16 protein-coding genes are annotated in these 15,493 nt (G+C 33.6%); 6 read left to right on the plus strand and 10 right to left on the minus strand.

Translation table 11 applies throughout. The features are described from left to right. Positions 1–35: 35 nt before the first annotated feature. The gene (udk, locus tag I5M07_RS08970) at positions 36–644 is read right to left on the minus strand and encodes a uridine kinase (protein ID WP_200106027.1); all 609 of its coding nucleotides are present in this window, start codon (positions 642–644) and stop codon (positions 36–38) included. A gap of 138 nt (positions 645–782) precedes the next feature. Then, positions 783–1,286: a DUF6702 family protein gene (locus tag I5M07_RS08975; protein WP_200106029.1), complete on the minus strand. Its 504-nt coding sequence runs from the start codon at positions 1,284–1,286 to the stop codon at positions 783–785. A gap of 63 nt (positions 1,287–1,349) precedes the next feature. Here I5M07_RS08975 and I5M07_RS08980 point away from each other — a divergent pair, with 63 nt between their 5' ends. The 3 genes from I5M07_RS08980 (at position 1,350) to I5M07_RS08990 (ending at position 6,100) form a co-directional block, all read left to right on the plus strand. Further along, the gene (locus I5M07_RS08980) at positions 1,350–1,925 is read left to right on the plus strand and encodes a HupE/UreJ family protein (protein WP_200106030.1); all 576 of its coding nucleotides are present in this window, start codon (positions 1,350–1,352) and stop codon (positions 1,923–1,925) included. A 93-nt stretch (positions 1,926–2,018) separates the two neighbouring features. Then, positions 2,019–4,388 carry a M1 family metallopeptidase gene (locus tag I5M07_RS08985; protein WP_200106032.1) on the plus strand — a complete coding sequence of 790 codons (2,370 nt, stop codon included), beginning with the start codon at positions 2,019–2,021 and terminating at the stop codon, positions 4,386–4,388. Positions 4,389–4,579: 191 nt separating this feature from the next. Further along, on the plus strand, positions 4,580–6,100 hold the full coding sequence (locus I5M07_RS08990) for a carboxypeptidase-like regulatory domain-containing protein (protein WP_200106033.1): 1,521 nt from the start codon (positions 4,580–4,582) through the stop codon (positions 6,098–6,100). A 154-nt stretch (positions 6,101–6,254) separates the two neighbouring features. On the opposite strand, the gene I5M07_RS08995 is transcribed toward I5M07_RS08990, so the two are convergent. The 5 genes from I5M07_RS08995 to dnaA all read right to left on the minus strand — a co-directional run bounded on the left by I5M07_RS08995 (position 6,255) and on the right by dnaA (position 11,063). Next, a complete protein-coding gene (locus I5M07_RS08995) occupies positions 6,255–7,136 on the minus strand; it encodes an SDR family oxidoreductase (protein WP_200106034.1) in 882 nt (293 codons plus the stop codon). 76 nt (positions 7,137–7,212) lie between these two features. After that, the gene (locus tag I5M07_RS09000; RefSeq protein WP_200106037.1) at positions 7,213–8,340 is read right to left on the minus strand and encodes a methionine aminotransferase; all 1,128 of its coding nucleotides are present in this window, start codon (positions 8,338–8,340) and stop codon (positions 7,213–7,215) included. Positions 8,341–8,378: 38 nt separating this feature from the next. Further along, positions 8,379–9,092, minus strand: coding sequence for an SAM-dependent methyltransferase (locus tag I5M07_RS09005; protein ID WP_200106039.1), 714 nt, complete (start codon positions 9,090–9,092; stop codon positions 8,379–8,381). Between the two features lie 67 nt (positions 9,093–9,159). Further along, the gene (locus tag I5M07_RS09010) at positions 9,160–9,627 is read right to left on the minus strand and encodes a low molecular weight protein-tyrosine-phosphatase (RefSeq protein WP_200106047.1); all 468 of its coding nucleotides are present in this window, start codon (positions 9,625–9,627) and stop codon (positions 9,160–9,162) included. A gap of 8 nt (positions 9,628–9,635) precedes the next feature. Beyond that, complete coding sequence (dnaA, locus tag I5M07_RS09015; protein WP_200106049.1) at positions 9,636–11,063, minus strand: chromosomal replication initiator protein DnaA; 1,428 nt, start codon at positions 11,061–11,063, stop codon at positions 9,636–9,638. Positions 11,064–11,246: 183 nt separating this feature from the next. Between dnaA and I5M07_RS09020 the strand changes: the two genes are divergently transcribed. Next, entirely contained in the window at positions 11,247–11,651 is a 405-nt protein-coding gene (locus I5M07_RS09020) for an acyl-CoA thioesterase (RefSeq protein WP_200106051.1), read from the plus strand. A 31-nt stretch (positions 11,652–11,682) separates the two neighbouring features. Here the strand turns inward: I5M07_RS09020 and I5M07_RS09025 are convergent, their stop codons facing one another. The 3 genes from I5M07_RS09025 to ribD are packed head-to-tail and all read right to left on the minus strand — an operon-like array spanning position 11,683 to position 13,967. After that, positions 11,683–12,315: an IMPACT family protein gene (locus I5M07_RS09025; protein WP_200106053.1), complete on the minus strand. Its 633-nt coding sequence runs from the start codon at positions 12,313–12,315 to the stop codon at positions 11,683–11,685. Between the two features lie 10 nt (positions 12,316–12,325). After that, positions 12,326–12,928, minus strand: coding sequence for an HAD family hydrolase (locus I5M07_RS09030; RefSeq protein WP_200106054.1), 603 nt, complete (start codon positions 12,926–12,928; stop codon positions 12,326–12,328). Next, on the minus strand, positions 12,921–13,967 hold the full coding sequence (gene ribD, locus I5M07_RS09035) for a bifunctional diaminohydroxyphosphoribosylaminopyrimidine deaminase/5-amino-6-(5-phosphoribosylamino)uracil reductase RibD (RefSeq protein ID WP_200106055.1): 1,047 nt from the start codon (positions 13,965–13,967) through the stop codon (positions 12,921–12,923). Before ribD ends, I5M07_RS09030 begins: the two co-directional genes overlap by 8 nt. Before the next feature lie 179 nt (positions 13,968–14,146). On the opposite strand from ribD, the gene I5M07_RS09040 reads away from it, so the two are divergent. Beyond that, positions 14,147–14,428 carry a hypothetical protein gene (locus tag I5M07_RS09040; RefSeq protein WP_200106056.1) on the plus strand — a complete coding sequence of 94 codons (282 nt, stop codon included), beginning with the start codon at positions 14,147–14,149 and terminating at the stop codon, positions 14,426–14,428. A 152-nt stretch (positions 14,429–14,580) separates the two neighbouring features. Next, positions 14,581–15,444 carry a peptide chain release factor N(5)-glutamine methyltransferase gene (prmC, locus tag I5M07_RS09045; protein ID WP_200106057.1) on the plus strand — a complete coding sequence of 288 codons (864 nt, stop codon included), beginning with the start codon at positions 14,581–14,583 and terminating at the stop codon, positions 15,442–15,444. The last annotated feature ends 49 nt before the right edge of the window (positions 15,445–15,493 follow it).

Below are 15,493 nucleotides of genomic sequence, written 5' to 3' on the forward strand. Positions count from 1 at the left end.
TAACTACTCTACTTTTTTCTTTATTTAAAATAAGGTTATAAAATACGTTGGTTGATTACGGCTCGCACCACATCGATGGCCACAGTATTATATCGATCGTTTGGAATTATAATATCGGCGAACGCTTTGGAGGGTTCGATAAATTGCTCGTGCATCGGTTTTAATGTATTTTGATAACGGGCTAAAACTTCGTCAAGGTCGCGACCTCTTTCGGCAATATCTCTTTTTAAACGGCGTATCAAACGTTCATCAGAGTCGGCATGTACGTAAATTTTTATATCAAATAAATCGCGTAATTCGGGATTAGTCAAAATCAAAATACCTTCAACAATCATCACTTTTCGAGGATGCGTGCTCACCGTATCGGCGGTTCGGTTGTGTTTGATGAACGAATAAACCGGTTGCTCGATGGTGTTGCCTGCTTTTAATTCTTTTAGGTGTTTGACCAAAAGATCAAAATCGATGGCACGAGGATGATCAAAATTAATTAACGCTCGTTCATCATACGAAAGATTGTCGTTTTGTTTGTAATAAGAATCTTGAGAAATGATACCAACTTCGGCCTCGGGTAATTCGTTTAAAATTTGATTTACAACAGTAGTTTTTCCGCAACCTGTTCCGCCTGCAAGCCCTATAATTAACATAAAATTTGATTAAAAATGAGTATACAAAAGTAAAGATTAAAACCGTTTTTTTAGCCGTTTTAATCATTAAACTTGTTCACAATTTTCAATATAAGATGATTCTTTTAAAAGCGATAAGGCTCACTTTTTTTACTGATATTAAAATTCTTGCTTCAAATAGCGATTAGGATAATTTAATTTTTCGCTTTTTCGCACGCCGTTTAAAATGATGTGAATGATGTTCATTTGATCATCAAAAAGATTGTATAAAAAACTTACCGACGTTTCTATTTTTTTAGGATTGTTAACGGTTTCTGATTCAAGAAAAAGGTCAACACTTTCGTTATCTTCTTCATAACCTATAAACTTAACTTTTACAAATTGATTGTTCACTTTTAGTTTTAGCTGTTCTTCGCTGTAGTTTTTAAGAACTTCTTGTAGTTCTTTTTCGTATTTTTTATCAAGGAAATGAAGGTTTTTTCCGGTTTTTTTGTTGATGGCATTTTCCAAGTCATCCATAAAAAAACGACCTGTTATTTCGAATGTTTTGGTTTTTTTATTGAGGTTAAATTCTACAGAACCAACATGATAAGGGTGAAAATCGAAGGATGTTAAGCAAAAAATTACAAGGAAAGCAAAAAATAAGGTGCCAAATTTCTTCATTAGGAGGAAAATTAAAATCAAAATTAATGATTATTTTCGTGCTTCTTCTATAAAAAAAATGCGATGCAAGATTTTATTTTTTTTCTAAAACTAGGTTGGGAACATATCATTTCGTTAGATGCTTTAGATCATCAACTTTTTATACTCGCATTGATTGCGGTGTATTCTTACAAGGACGTAAAGAATATTTTGATTCTTGTGACTGCTTTTACCATAGGGCATTCGGTAACTTTAGCAATGAGTGTTTTAGATGTGTTTAGAGTACCAAGTGAATGGATAGAATTTTTGATTCCGTTAACTATTGTAATTACGGCTTTGGGTAATATTTTGATGAAAAACAATCATAAAAATCTAATGACGACGAATTACTATCTGGCCATGATTTTTGGCTTGATTCACGGAATGGGTTTTGCCAATATAGCGAGAATGACAATGGCAAAAGAACAAAGTTTATTAGTTCCCCTTTTGGGATTCAATATAGGCTTAGAGTTGGGGCAGATTGTTGTAGTTGTTATAATTTTAACGGTCTTATTCGTTCTCCTCAATTTTTTAAAAGCAAACCGAAAAGATTGGATTCTTTTTGTTTCTTCTGCTGTTTTTGCTCTTTCTTTACAAATGGTGTTAGAAAGGATTCCTTGAAAAATTATAATTAAAATATTAAATTCTTCGAGTTTTTAGTAACAATTTTTTAAATTTCGGAACTTATTGTTGTGATCATCTAATCTTATAAAAATGAAGTTAAAAGTTTTGGGACTTTTATTTTGTTCAGCTATAGTTTCTGCGCAGAATATACAAAATAATCCGGGTAGCAATCACGGAAACAAATTCGAGCAACTCGGCACTATTCTTCCTACGCCTAATGTTTACAGAACAGCATCTGGAGCGCCAGGTCAAGGCTATTGGCAACAACGAGCCGATTACGATATTGAGGCATATTTAGATGAGGATAAAAGAAATCTAAAAGGTGCTGAAACCATTACCTATTATAACAATTCGCCAGATAAATTGGATTATATTTGGCTTCAATTGGATGAAAATGAACAATCTTCTATCAAAAATGCTGATTATCCTTCTTCATCAATATTGCCGAAAAAAACCACAATAGAAAACTTCAAACCTACCCAATTACCAATTACAGATAATGGTTACGGAGTAAATTTAGAAAAAGTTACCGATGCGAATGGAGTTGCTCTCAAATATGTGGTGAATAAAACCATGATGAGAATTGATCTTCCTAAAGCAATTAAAAAAGGAGAAAAATTTATTTTTAAAATCAATTGGAATTACAATATCCCCAACCGTATGGAAATGGGTGGAAGAGGAGGATATGAAAATTTTCCAGAAGATGGTAATGATCTCTACACAATGGCACAATGGTTTCCGAGAATGTGTGTGTATAGTGATTTTCACGGATGGCAGAATCATCAATTTACAGGAAGGGGAGAATTTGCTTTAGTTTTTGGAAATTATAAAGTAAAAATGAATGTACCTGCAGATCATATTGTAGGAGGAACAGGAGAATGTAAAAACTATGAGCAAGTACTTTCTTCAGAACAATATGAGAGATATAAAAAAGCAGAGAATGCTAGTGAGCCAGTAGAAATAGTGACAATAGACGAGGCTAAAAAAGCAGAAAAAAAGCATTCTAAAGAAAGAAAAACTTGGATTTTTGAAGCTAATGATGTGCGTGATTTTGCATGGACATCTTCAAGAAAATTTATTTGGGACGCTATGCGTGTTACAATTCCAGAAAACAATAACAAAGTTATGGCAATGAGTTTCTACGGAAAGGAAGCTTATAGGCTATACCGAAAATTTTCTACAAAGGCTGTGGCGCACACTATAAAAACATATTCAGAATTTACAATTCCATATCCTTATCCTGTGGCGCAATCTATTGAAGCCGCTAACGGAATGGAATACCCAATGATTTGTTTCAATTACGGAAGAACAGAAAAAGACGGAACTTATTCGGAAGCTATTAAAAACGGAATGCTAGGGGTGATTATTCACGAAGTAGGGCACAATTTTTTTCCGATGATTATCAATTCAGACGAGAGACAATGGACGTGGATGGATGAAGGACTTAATACTTTTGTAGAATATTTAACAGAGGAAAGATGGGATAATAAATTTCCGTCTAAACGTGGTCCGGCTTGGACAATTGTAGATTACATGAAGCTTCCTAAGAATGAGTTAGAGCCAATCATGACTAATTCAGAAAATATCATAAAATTTGGCCCTAACGCTTATGCCAAACCTGCAACAGGACTTAATATATTGCGTGAAACCATTATGGGGAGAGAGCTTTTTGATAAAGCATTTAAAACTTATGCAAAAAGATGGGCGTTCCGTCATCCTGAGCCAGCGGATTTTTTCAGAACTATGGAGGATGCGAGTGGTGAAGATTTAGATTGGTTTTGGAGAGGTTGGTTTTACGGAACAGATCCTGTAGATATTTCAATTGACAAGGTAACTATAGCTACAGCAGATTTTGATGGAACTCCAAAATCCGAGGATGTAAAATATACAGTAGACAAACCTTTGCAAAATGAATTTGAAGATGTTTCTAAAATAAAAAATAGAGAAGATAAATCGATCAAATTCTATGTTGATAGTGATAAAGATGTTCAGGATTTTTATTACAGATATGATCGTAATCAGGAAAAAGTTAATGTCTCGAAAGAATATGTTATAACTGCTGGTGATAATCTAGAGAAAGTTTCTAATAAAGACATTGCCAAGAATCAGAACTTAATAGCTTATCAGATTGATTTTTCTAATAAAGGTGGATTAGTAATGCCAATTATATTAGAGTTTACTTTTGAAGATGGTTCAAAACTTAATGATAAAATTAGTGTACAAATTTGGAGAAGTAACGAGCAAAAAGCTTCTAAAACCTATTTTTTTGAGAAGAAGTTGAAATCGGTTCAATTGGACCCTATGCGAGAAACAGCTGACATTAATACGTCTAACAATCTTTGGACAGCAACTTCTACAGAAACAATAAGTAAGTTTCAAGTTTTTAAACAAAAACAAAAAGACGTAAGAGGTGCTTCTAATGGAAAAGTAAACCCAATGCAAGCAGCCGGAAAAAAGTAAGAGATGATAAAAACAGGTGTGTAATATGGCTTCTATGTTTTTATTAAATGGCATCTAAACATTAGCTGAAACAACATCTTTGAATATAAAAAGCATAACTTCTTAAAGTTTTGCTAATACCATAATCATGTAAGATTTTATTTAATAGATTTGAAATCATCAATCAAGTCTATTAAATAAAATCACACTTAATGAAGGGAATTTTTACACAAAAAGCACTCTTTAAATCATTGTTTTTTTTAGTTTTTTTCCAATCAGGAATTGCACAAAATATCACCGGTAAAATTACAGATTCAAAAACCGGTGAAATTATTCCGTATGCCAACATTCAGGTTAATTCTTCTGAAAGTATAATATCGAACGCTGAAGGTTATTTTACTTTGGCTGAAAAAAATAGTAGCGATGAGACGCTACTAATTATTTCTTATTTAGGTTATGTACCGCTACAAATAAGTGTAGCAGATTTAAAAAAAGTTCAAAACAATATTAAATTAACTCAAGGAATTGTTGAGTTGGATGATGTTGATATTTCTAACGAAAAACCAGATGCAGCCAAAATTATGGCTAAGGTAAAAGAAAACTTAAATAAGAATTACAAAAACACTCAGGCCAAAAAAGACTTGATTTTTGTGAGACATTCTTCTTCTTTCAATCCTAAAAAATTTGATTTTGAAATTGATAAATCGACCGTATTATCTGCTAAAGCCTTAAAAAAAACCAATGATGAATTAAATACATTTACCAAATTATTAATAGCACACCCTCCACAACAATTTACTGATTATCTTTGCAACTATTATACTATTGATACAAAAAAAGAAGACAAACCTACCGTCTTATCAAAACTGGAAGTACTAAAAGCAACTATTCTAAAAAACGAAAACAGATCGGCTTCTTTGGATGATTTAGAAAAAAAATTCACCGATATTATTCTGCATAATTTAGATACTACCAAATATTACCGAGTAAAAAGTGGTCTTTTTGGCTCACACGATACCATTTCATTAGGAAATAAAAAGAAAGGGAAAGAGAAAAAAAAGCAATTGAATTCGTCGAAAGCTTATCTTGATAATTACATCAGAAGAAATAATATTATTGATGCTAAAAGGCTCAACTTTATCAACAAACCCGAAATGTATGACTACAGTTATGAAGGTGCAACCTATTCTTCAGAAAATAAATTTGTCTACGTAATTAGTTTCAAACCCAGAAAAAGCAAAGCAAAATACAGCGGAAAAATTTACGTATCAGAAGATGATTATGCCGTTTTAAGAACCGATTATACTCTAGAAGAAGGTGAAAAAGAAGCTAGCTTTAACATGAAATTATTATTGGGAGTAAAATTTTCGGTAAACCAGAGTAAAGGCACACTTATTTACAAAGAAAATCCAATTGGCGAAGGTTATTGCATGCAATACGCCTCATTAGAAACAGGCCAATATTTCTATTTTAATCGTCCTATAAAATTTATAGAATTGGCAAAAGGCGAAAAAGATGTAGTGAAATTTGATTTGAAAATTGAAGGAAGTTCAAAAGACAAAAATGAATTTATGAACATTAAACGGGAGGAAACATCAAAAGCAACCATCGAAAATTTTAAGGAAGAAGATTTTAAATTTATAAATATTAAAAAATACGATCCAACCATTTGGAAAAATTATAGTGCTATTGAACCTCTGCAAGAAATGAAACAATTTAAAGAAGTAAATTAATTTTTATCTAATTAATTCTTTCAAATCGCTCTTTTACTTGGAAATATAATACGATAAAAAATTAACAGTTATAATAAAAAAGAGGCTGTCTAAAAAGACAGCCTCTTTCGTGCATTTAGATTTTAAATATTCTAAATTTAGTAAGCACTTGTAATTATTTGTTTTTTTTGGATTTTATCATTTGTTCTAACTGATCCCATAATTCTTCAGGAATAGCTTCCAATAAATTAAATTGTCCGGCACCTTTCAACCATTCACCTCCATCAATCGTTATTACTTCTCCATTGACATAAGCAGAAAAATCAGACACTAAGTAAGCAGCCAAATTGGCTAATTCTTGATGATCCCCAACACGTTGTAAAGGAACTTTTTTGGCCATATCAAATTTCTCAGCCAAATCACCAGGTAATAATCTTTCCCAAGCACCCTTAGTGGGGAATGGTCCTGGAGCAATAGCATTGGTTCTAATGCCGTATTTAGCCCATTCAACGGCTAAACTTCTTGTCATAGCTAAAACACCTGCTTTTGCAGTAGCACTTGGCACCACATAAGCAGAACCTGTCCAGGCATAAGTTGTTACGATATTTAAAATGGTGGACGAAGTTTGGTTACTGTCAATCCAATGTTTTCCGAAAGCCAATGTACAGTTTTTGGAACCTTTTAAGACAATGTCAATTACGGTATCAAAGGCATTTGCCGATAAACGTTCGGTTGGCGAGATAAAATTTCCAGCTGCATTATTAAGCAAAACATCTACCTTTCCGAATGTTTTAAGCACTTCTTGCAACATATTTTCTACTTCTTCATAATGCCGTACATCGCATTGCACGGGTAAACAGGTCCCTCCAGTAAGTTGTTCTAATTCAGATGCGGTGTTTTTAAGTTTTTCTAAGTCCCTTGAAGTTATAGCTACTTTAGCACCCAATTCCATAAAATATTGGGTCATCGCTTTGCCTAAACCGCTTCCGCCTCCCGTTACTACAATTACTTTGTTTTGTAACGCATCTTCTTTGAGCATTTTTTCGGTATAATTCATACAACTTAATTTTTATAACAAAAATAGTTATAAAATTATATGCACGCATATTATGTTGTGTTAATTTTGGCTTTAGCTAAAGGGATAAAAGCTTTTGCGCTGCTTTTTCGAGGGTTTCGTTGTCTTTAGCAAAACAAAATCGAATCATTTTTAAATCGGTATTGTTTTTATAAAAAGGAGAAAGGGGAATAGCAGCTACGCCTTGATTTTTAACTAAATTCTCGCAAAATTGCACATCATTTTCGTTTGATATCGAATGGTAGCTTGCCACTTGAAAATAAGTCCCTTTGCAAGGTAATAATTCAAAAGGAGTGGGGTGTAACAGTTTTCTAAAATAATCCCTTTTTTCTTGGTAAAAAGCTCCAAGACCTGGAAGTTCCACTTCATCTAAATAGTGATTAATGGCTACTTGAGCAATGCTATTAACGCTAAAAACCAAGAATTGATGCACTTTTTTTATTTCCTTCATCAAATGTTCCGGCGCTACCAAATAGCCAATTTTCCAACCCGTAATATGAAAAGTTTTGCCAAAAGAGGATACGGTAATACAATGGTTACGTAATGACTTTCGGGTGTGCGCCGAAAGGTGTTTTTCTTCAAAAGTAATGTATTCGTAAACTTCGTCGGAAAGCACGATTAGGTTCGGAAATTTCGAAATAAGAAATTCTAAAGCAATAAAATCAGCTTCGTTTAAAATGTTACCTGATGGATTATGCGGATTATTAATGATAATCATCTTGGTTTTATCCGAACAATTTTTGGCAATTAAATTCCAGTTTGGACAGAAATTTTCATCAAGCGGAATGCGAATGGGTTTTCCGTTTGCTAATAAAACGGCTGGTTCGTAAGAATCGTAGCTCGGGTCTAAAATAATCACCTCGTCGTTAAAAGCAATCAAAGCCTGCAAGGTGACATAAATCCCTTGTGTTGCACCGGCAGTGATTAATATTTCTTTTTCGGGAGTGATTTTTCGCTGGTACGATTGGAGAAGGAGGGAGGCAATTTTTTCTAATAGAGGAGGATAACCTGCAGAAGGCATATATTGATGAATGTCTTCGGTTGCCGTTTGCGATAAAATCTCAACCAATCGTTTGTCTATCGGGAAATTTGGAAATCCTTGCGAGAGGTTGATGGCATCATATTGATTGGCTAAACTCGTCATTTTACTAAAAATGCTAGTGCCTGTTTGAGGTAGTTTTGTCATGCAAGCGACTTTTTTGTGAAAAAGATAAGTACTACTTTTTACATTTTATGGATAATAAAAATAGTTGGCCGATTGTGTAAATCGACTTTTAATTTTTTCCAGTCTGAAATGCGCATCGTTTTAATGAATTCGGTAGGCAAAGTAATGTCGGTTGCAATGCAAAGATGGGTGGATGGATTTAAAATTTGCACTAAATCGTCAACCAATTTATTGTTGCGATAGGGAGTTTCAATAAAAATTTGCGATTGATTTTTATCTTGTGAAATTCGTTCAAAATATTTTAAAGCTGTCTTTTTTTCGTCTTTATCAATGGGCAAATAACCGTTAAAAGTAAAACTTTGTCCGTTCATACCCGAAGCCATCATTGCTAATAAAATAGAAGAAGGGCCTACTAAAGGCACTACCTGAATGCCTTTTTCGTGTGCCAATTTTACTATTACGGCTCCAGGATCGGCAACGCCGGGGCAACCCGCTTCGCTCATTAAGCCCATGTTTTGACCTTCTAATAAAGGTTGAATAAAGCTTAAATGTTCGCTGGATTCGGTTCTTTTATTCAGTGTAAAAAGGACTAAATCAGATTGTTTTTTTTCGGGTAAAACGGCTTTTATCGATTTTCGAGCTGTTTTTTCGTTTTCCACAATATAATGATTGATTAGTTCAATACTTCTTTTTACCGTTTGGGGTAAAACATCCATCGGGTCGCTTTCGCCCATCGTAGTCGGAATTAAGTAAAGTTTTCCTAATTGTTTCATTTGTTGTGATATTATAGTAAAAAAAAAGTATTTCAATTGATTGGCTACAAGTGAAATACGATTTGGTTTAGCTGTGTTTTTGTATTAATTTTTTAGCAATGTTATCGGTCGATTCATTTAGCATTTCGTAAACCGAATCAAAACCATTAGTTAACCCAAAATATGGGTCGGGCACGTCAACATTTTCACCGGGGAAAATCTCATCTAAAATTAAACGAACTTTGTTTTTATGTGTTTCGTTTTGTGCTAAAGCCAATACATCTGAGAAATTATTACTATCCATGACGTAGATGTAATCAAACTCGTCAAAATCATTTGCACTAAATTGGCGGCCTTTTTGATGCGAAATATTAAGCCCGTTTTTTTGAGCTACGGCAATAGAACGTTTATCGGGAGAATGACCTACATGCCAGCTTCCGGTTCCCGCCGAATCTACGATGAATTTATCTTTAGGTAGTTTGGCTGCTAGGAGACCTTCCGCCAAGGGTGATCGGCAAATGTTTCCTAAACAAACCATTAAAATTTTTACAGGCATTTTGCTTTTTATAGCGTTAACTTTTTATTGATGTCGTCAACAAATTTTTTAAATTGTTTGTCGGTAGAGACTAAATTATCAACCGTTTTACAAGCGTGCAATACAGTAGCATGGTCCCGGTCGCCAATTTGCGAACCAATATTGGCTAAAGATGCTTTGGTGAATTTTTTAGCAAAAAACATAGCTAACTGGCGGGCTTGTACCACGTGTCTTTTACGTGTTTTTGATTGTAAGGTTTCGATATCGAGTTGGAAATAATCGGATACGATTTTTTGAATATAATCGATTGATATTTCGCGTTTTACATTTTTAACAAATTTTTCAACTACACTTTTAGCAAGCTCGATAGTTACTTCCTTTTTGTTGAAAGAAGATTGTGCAATCAACGAAATGATGGCACCTTCTAATTCTCTAACATTGGTTTTAATGTTTCGGGCTACGTATTCAATAATATCTTCGGGCATATCGACACCGTCTCGATATAAAATATTCTTCAAGATAGAAATACGAGTTTCGTAATCCGGTTGGTGCAATTCAGCCGAAAGTCCCCATTTAAAACGAGATAACAAACGCTGCTCAATGTCCTGCATGTCAACAGGTGCTTTATCCGAAGTTAAAATAACTTGTTTTCCGTTTTGATGCAAGTAGTTGAAAATATGGAAGAATACGTCTTGCGTTCCCGATTTTCCAGATAAAAATTGAACATCGTCAATAATTAAAACATCAATTAATTGGTAAAAATGGATGAAATCGTTTCGGTTATTTTTTTTCACCGAATCAATATATTGTTGGGTAAAAATTTCGGCAGAAATATACAAAACGGTTTTCTCGGGAAATTTTTCTTTTACTTCAACTCCAATGGCATGCGCCAAATGCGTTTTTCCTAAACCAACACCTCCAAAAATTAAAAGCGGGTTAAAAGAAGTTCCGCCGGGTTTATTGGCAACGGCCATTCCTGCAGAACGCGCCAGTCGGTTTGAGTCACCTTCTAAGAAATTGTCAAAGCTATAACTGGAGTTTAATTGCGATTCAATTTTTAAATTGCGAATTCCCGGAATAACAAATGGATTTTTTAACTCGGGATTTAAATTTTTAAATGGTGCATCAACTTCTTGCGGTTTTACAGGCGTTCGGTTCGAGCTTGGCAATTGTTCGGTAAAAGGTTGTTTATTGCCATAAGTATTCTCCATTTTAATTTTATAGAGTAACTTTGCGTTTTTTCCGAGTTCTTTAGTAAGGGCAACTTTTAATAACTTTACATAATGCTCTTCGAGCCATTCGTAGAAAAATTTACTTGGAACTTGAATGTATAATGCGTTGTCGGTTAGTTCAACTGATTTGATTGGTTCAAACCAAGTTTTGTATGCTTGGTCTTGAATATTGTCTTTTATGAAAGACAAACAGTTTTCCCATACCGATTGAGCAGTTTTAGTCATAGATTCAAATAAATTTATGTTTTGATAATATTTCTCTTGCTAAAAGAGACTGATTTTTTGTCGTTTTTCAGGATAACAAATATGTGAACAAAAATCGTTAAAAAAAAATATTTTGGGTTGGATTTTTCCAAAAAAAAGTTGTAAGGGCTAATCTAAAATTAAAAATTTAATAACAAAAAAATAATGAAAAATCACCAAGTAAAAGTACGTGTTCGTTACTCCGAAACCGATCAAATGGGAGTGGTCTATCATGGTAATTATGTGCCATATTTTGAAATTGGTCGAGTGGAATGGCTTAAAAATCAAGGAGTTTCGTATAAAGATATGGAGTTAAGCGGAATTGGATTGCCAATTGTTTCCATGACTATCAATTATAAAAAGTCGGCTCGATACGATGAACTTCTTACGGTTCATACCAACTTTAAAAGTCAAACTTCTGTTAAGATTGAATTCGATTGTGCGATTTATAACGAGGCAAATGAGTTATTAACAACAGCCTCCTTTTTGTTGGTATTTGTATCGTTAAAATCAGGTCGTCCGATAGCTCCGCCAGATTATATTTTGGATATTATTAAAAAGCTTCAATAATTCTAAAAGTGAATTGATTTTTTATTAAAATTCAATTGCGTTTTATGTTAATTTCGAACATCGAATTAAAAGTGTCGAAAACCATTTCGGCATTTTTTTTTCTGATTTTGATGCCAATTTTGCCAATCGGTTTTTCGGTTTCAGGTTCTATTTCCATTTCTTGAGAAACAATAGAAATGTTTTTTTCCTTAATCACACGCATCACTTTATTCATGTTTTGATAGTCAAAAGTGATTAAAAAAGGAATATCGATGGTTTTTTCAACAATTTCACAAATTGCTAGTGTTTGTTGGGCGGTATTTCGGTACGCTGCTATTAATCCGCCTACGCCCAATTTAATGCCGCCAAAAATACGAACTACTACTACTAAAATGTTTGTTACATTATAGGATTGTAATTGTCCATAAATGGGCATTCCGGCGCTATTACTGGGTTCTCCATCGTCGTTAGCTCGGTAACTTATATCGTTTTCTGTACCCAATTGGTAGGCATAACAATAATGCACTGCGCTAGGATGCTGTTTTTTTAAAATTTCAATTATCGGTTTTACCTCCTCTTCCGAATTGATTGGAAAAGCATAACCGTAAAATTTACTACCTTTTTCTTTGTAGATGATTTCTTCTGATGGTTCGTCGATGGTGCTGTACGTATCTGTTGCCATCATTAATTGGATTTTAAATTCTATTTTTTTCTAATAATTCTGTTACATCTTCTTTTCCGACTTGTAAATTCCAAACCTGAATTCCTAAGGATTTAGCCGAGTCGGTGTTGTCGGTTCTATCGTCTACAAATAAAGTTCGCTCGGGAGAAAGTTGATGGTTGTGAAGCAATTGTTTGTAAATTTCGGGATCGGGTTTACGTAAACCCATATCAAACGAAAAATAGACTTTTTCAAAACACTCGTAAAAAGCTTTATAAAACGGTTCGCCTACCTTTTTTTCGAAAGTTTCGATGTGGATTGAATCGGTATTGCTTAATAAGAACAATCGGTATTTTTGAGAAAGTGTTTGTAAAAAATCCAATCGATATTGTGGGAAATCTAATAAAACAGCGTTCCAAGCTTCTCTTATGGCTTCGATAGAGGCATTGGGCATCTGCTTTTGAAATCCTTCTAAAAAAGTGGCAGCTGAAATGGCACCAATTTCAAATTGAATATTCAAGTTGTCCAATTCCGCATTCCATTCTGTTAATCCTAATTGCTTGAATTTTGTAATCGGAGCTTGTTTGTCGAGGTTGATGAAAATATCACCAAAATCAAAAATGATAGTATCAATCATGTTTTTTTATTAAATAAAGTTGGTCGCCTTCAATGTTTTTTAAAATGGTTTTTATTCCGTTAATTTTTGGTGCAGGAATACCGTTTCCAAAACTCGATTTCCCAATAAATACTCGCGCTTCATCCCAAAAATATGCATCAATAAAGGATTGCAAAGTATGCAATCCGCCTTCGATTATGACCGACTGAATTTGATAGTCGTATAATTTAGATAGTATTTGCTGCACGGTATTTTGACTAAAGTCAATGGTTTCATAAAAGGTGTTTTCTGTAGAAAAAGTGTTGTTTTTGCTAGAAAAAATGATGGTTTTGATGGTGTTATCTACCAAATGGCTGTCTGTCGGAATACGATGATTTTGATCAATTAACACCCGAACCGGATTGTTGCCAAACCAAGTTCTGGCATCTAATTTTGGATTGTCGGTCACAGCGGTTTGTGTTCCTACCAAAATTGCCTGTTCTTCGGTACGCCATTTATGAACCAATTGTCTCGAATAAGAATTGGTAATCCAAACAGGAGCTCTTTCGCTATTTTTTGTTAAAGGAGCCAAAAATGAATCGGCTGTTTCTGCCCATTTTAAAATGATGTAAGGTCTTTTTTGGTTGTGATAGGTAAAAAATCGTTTATTGAGTTCGTAACATTCTTTTTCCAAGATTCCCACAGTTACTTTTTTTCCGGCAGCAATTAATTTTTTAATTCCATTGCCAGCTACTTTTTCATTCGGATCAACAGTTCCGATGACAACATTCGGAATTTCGTTTGCAATAATCAAATCGCAACAAGGGGGTGTTTTTCCAAAATGACTACATGGTTCTAAACTCACATAAATGGTTGCCTCTTTTAATAACGATTTGTTTTTTACTGCATTTACGGCATTCACTTCCGCATGGGGTTCGCCTGATTTTTTATGCCAACCTTCACCAATAATACGATTGTTGTGTACAATTACGCTTCCTACCATCGGGTTAGGATAGGTCGTGCCTAAACCATTTTTGGCAATTTCTAGACAACGTCGTATGTATTTTTCATTTTTTTCCACCCTGCAAAAATAAGAATTTTGATGGGTTCAAGTCGTATTGAATGAGTATTTGGTTTTCCTTTTTCATTTTACATTTTAAAATAGTTCGTTGATTTTAGTAATCATATTAATTGATTTTTGTTATTTTAGTAGCACTTTATCAATTAATTGACGGTTTTAGTTAAATATGTAAGATTTTTATGGGTGAAATTATTAAAAAACTAAAATTCAAAGATGTAGCCGTTGCGATAGATGCTCCTGAAAACTACCAAAATAAGTTTTTAACTCACGAATTTGCCCTTGACTTTAAGAATGATGTCACTCATTTTAATGTCTTGGTTTTTATAAAAGACAAAAGCTCGTTTTTAAATTTTATGCAACAAAAAATGCATCAGATTGCTTATGATGCGGTATTGTGGTTTGCTTATCCCAAAGGTACTTCAAAAGTTAAAACCGATATTAATCGGGATAGCATGTGGTAATTAGCTCTCGATTATCAGTTGCGACCTGTAAGTGCCATTTCAATTGATGCAACTTGGAGTGCTTTGCGTTTTAGACCCTTAGATTGTGTTGGTAAATAAGTTCATTTTATAGCTTTTAAAAAGATAATTTTCCCCATTTTAAACTGAATGTTATGCGAATTAAAACGTATCGAACTCATTTTATTCAAGAATTGTTGCCAATTTACGATGTACTCGAAGCCGAAAGTTTTTTTTATTTAATACTGGAAGAAAAACACCATTTGAAACAAATTCATTTGGCCTTAAATCCTGATTTAGAATTGAATGAATCGGATGTGGAAGTTTGGGAAAACCTATTGAAAGAACTCAAAAAAGAAATCCCTATTCAATATTTATTGGGTAAAACCCATTTTTTTGGGTTGGATTTTGAAGTAAATTCAAACGTTTTGATTCCGCGTCCCGAAACGGAAGAATTGGTACAATGGATTATCGATACGGTAAATAAAGAATTTCCATCTGATAAAAAAATAAACATATTGGATATAGGTACTGGCAGTGGTTGTATTGCTGTTTCATTAGCCAAAAACATTCCGAATGCTAAGGTTTTTGCTTTGGATGTGTCAAACGAAGCTTTAAAAACGGCCAAAAATAATGCCCGATGTAACGGGGTTAAAATTCAGTTTTTGCATAAAAATATTTTAGAAACTACTTGTTTTCAAGAAGAGTTTGATATTATAGTTTCCAATCCGCCTTATGTTCGTAATCTGGAAAAAGCCGAGATAAAAAACAATGTTTTGCAACATGAGCCGCATTTGGCTTTGTTTGTAGACGATTCGGATGCTTTGATTTTTTATGAAAAAATCAGTCAGTTGGCCGAAAATAATCTTACTGAAAAAGGAAAACTTTTCTTTGAAATCAATCAATATTTAGGAAATGAAATGGTGGATTTACTTCAAAATAAGAAATTTAAAAATATAGAGCTGAAAAAAGATATTTACGAAAACAACCGAATGATTGCCTGCGAAGTAATCAAATAACCAATTTGCTTTTATTTCTTTTTGAAAGAATATTTATTTTAGATCACAA

It is taken from the genome of Flavobacterium agrisoli (assembly GCF_016522065.1).
GTDB lineage: Bacteria > Bacteroidota > Bacteroidia > Flavobacteriales > Flavobacteriaceae > Flavobacterium > Flavobacterium agrisoli.

What these genes read in the sequence shown, in the direction of transcription:
- udk (WP_200106027.1), bottom strand. Translation starts at nt 644, where the DNA reads ATGTTAATTATAGGGCTTGCAGGCGGAACAGGTTGCGGAAAAACTACT.
- I5M07_RS08975 (WP_200106029.1), bottom strand. Translation starts at nt 1,286, where the DNA reads ATGAAGAAATTTGGCACCTTATTTTTTGCTTTCCTTGTAATTTTTTGC.
- I5M07_RS08980 (WP_200106030.1), top strand. Translation starts at nt 1,350, where the DNA reads ATGCAAGATTTTATTTTTTTTCTAAAACTAGGTTGGGAACATATCATT.
- I5M07_RS08985 (WP_200106032.1), top strand. Translation starts at nt 2,019, where the DNA reads ATGAAGTTAAAAGTTTTGGGACTTTTATTTTGTTCAGCTATAGTTTCT.
- I5M07_RS08990 (WP_200106033.1), top strand. Translation starts at nt 4,580, where the DNA reads ATGAAGGGAATTTTTACACAAAAAGCACTCTTTAAATCATTGTTTTTT.
- I5M07_RS08995 (WP_200106034.1), bottom strand. Translation starts at nt 7,136, where the DNA reads ATGAATTATACCGAAAAAATGCTCAAAGAAGATGCGTTACAAAACAAA.
- I5M07_RS09000 (WP_200106037.1), bottom strand. Translation starts at nt 8,340, where the DNA reads ATGACAAAACTACCTCAAACAGGCACTAGCATTTTTAGTAAAATGACG.
- I5M07_RS09005 (WP_200106039.1), bottom strand. Translation starts at nt 9,092, where the DNA reads ATGAAACAATTAGGAAAACTTTACTTAATTCCGACTACGATGGGCGAA.
- I5M07_RS09010 (WP_200106047.1), bottom strand. Translation starts at nt 9,627, where the DNA reads ATGCCTGTAAAAATTTTAATGGTTTGTTTAGGAAACATTTGCCGATCA.
- dnaA (WP_200106049.1), bottom strand. Translation starts at nt 11,063, where the DNA reads ATGACTAAAACTGCTCAATCGGTATGGGAAAACTGTTTGTCTTTCATA.
- I5M07_RS09020 (WP_200106051.1), top strand. Translation starts at nt 11,247, where the DNA reads ATGAAAAATCACCAAGTAAAAGTACGTGTTCGTTACTCCGAAACCGAT.
- I5M07_RS09025 (WP_200106053.1), bottom strand. Translation starts at nt 12,315, where the DNA reads ATGATGGCAACAGATACGTACAGCACCATCGACGAACCATCAGAAGAA.
- I5M07_RS09030 (WP_200106054.1), bottom strand. Translation starts at nt 12,928, where the DNA reads ATGATTGATACTATCATTTTTGATTTTGGTGATATTTTCATCAACCTC.
- I5M07_RS09040 (WP_200106056.1), top strand. Translation starts at nt 14,147, where the DNA reads ATGGGTGAAATTATTAAAAAACTAAAATTCAAAGATGTAGCCGTTGCG.
- prmC (WP_200106057.1), top strand. Translation starts at nt 14,581, where the DNA reads ATGCGAATTAAAACGTATCGAACTCATTTTATTCAAGAATTGTTGCCA.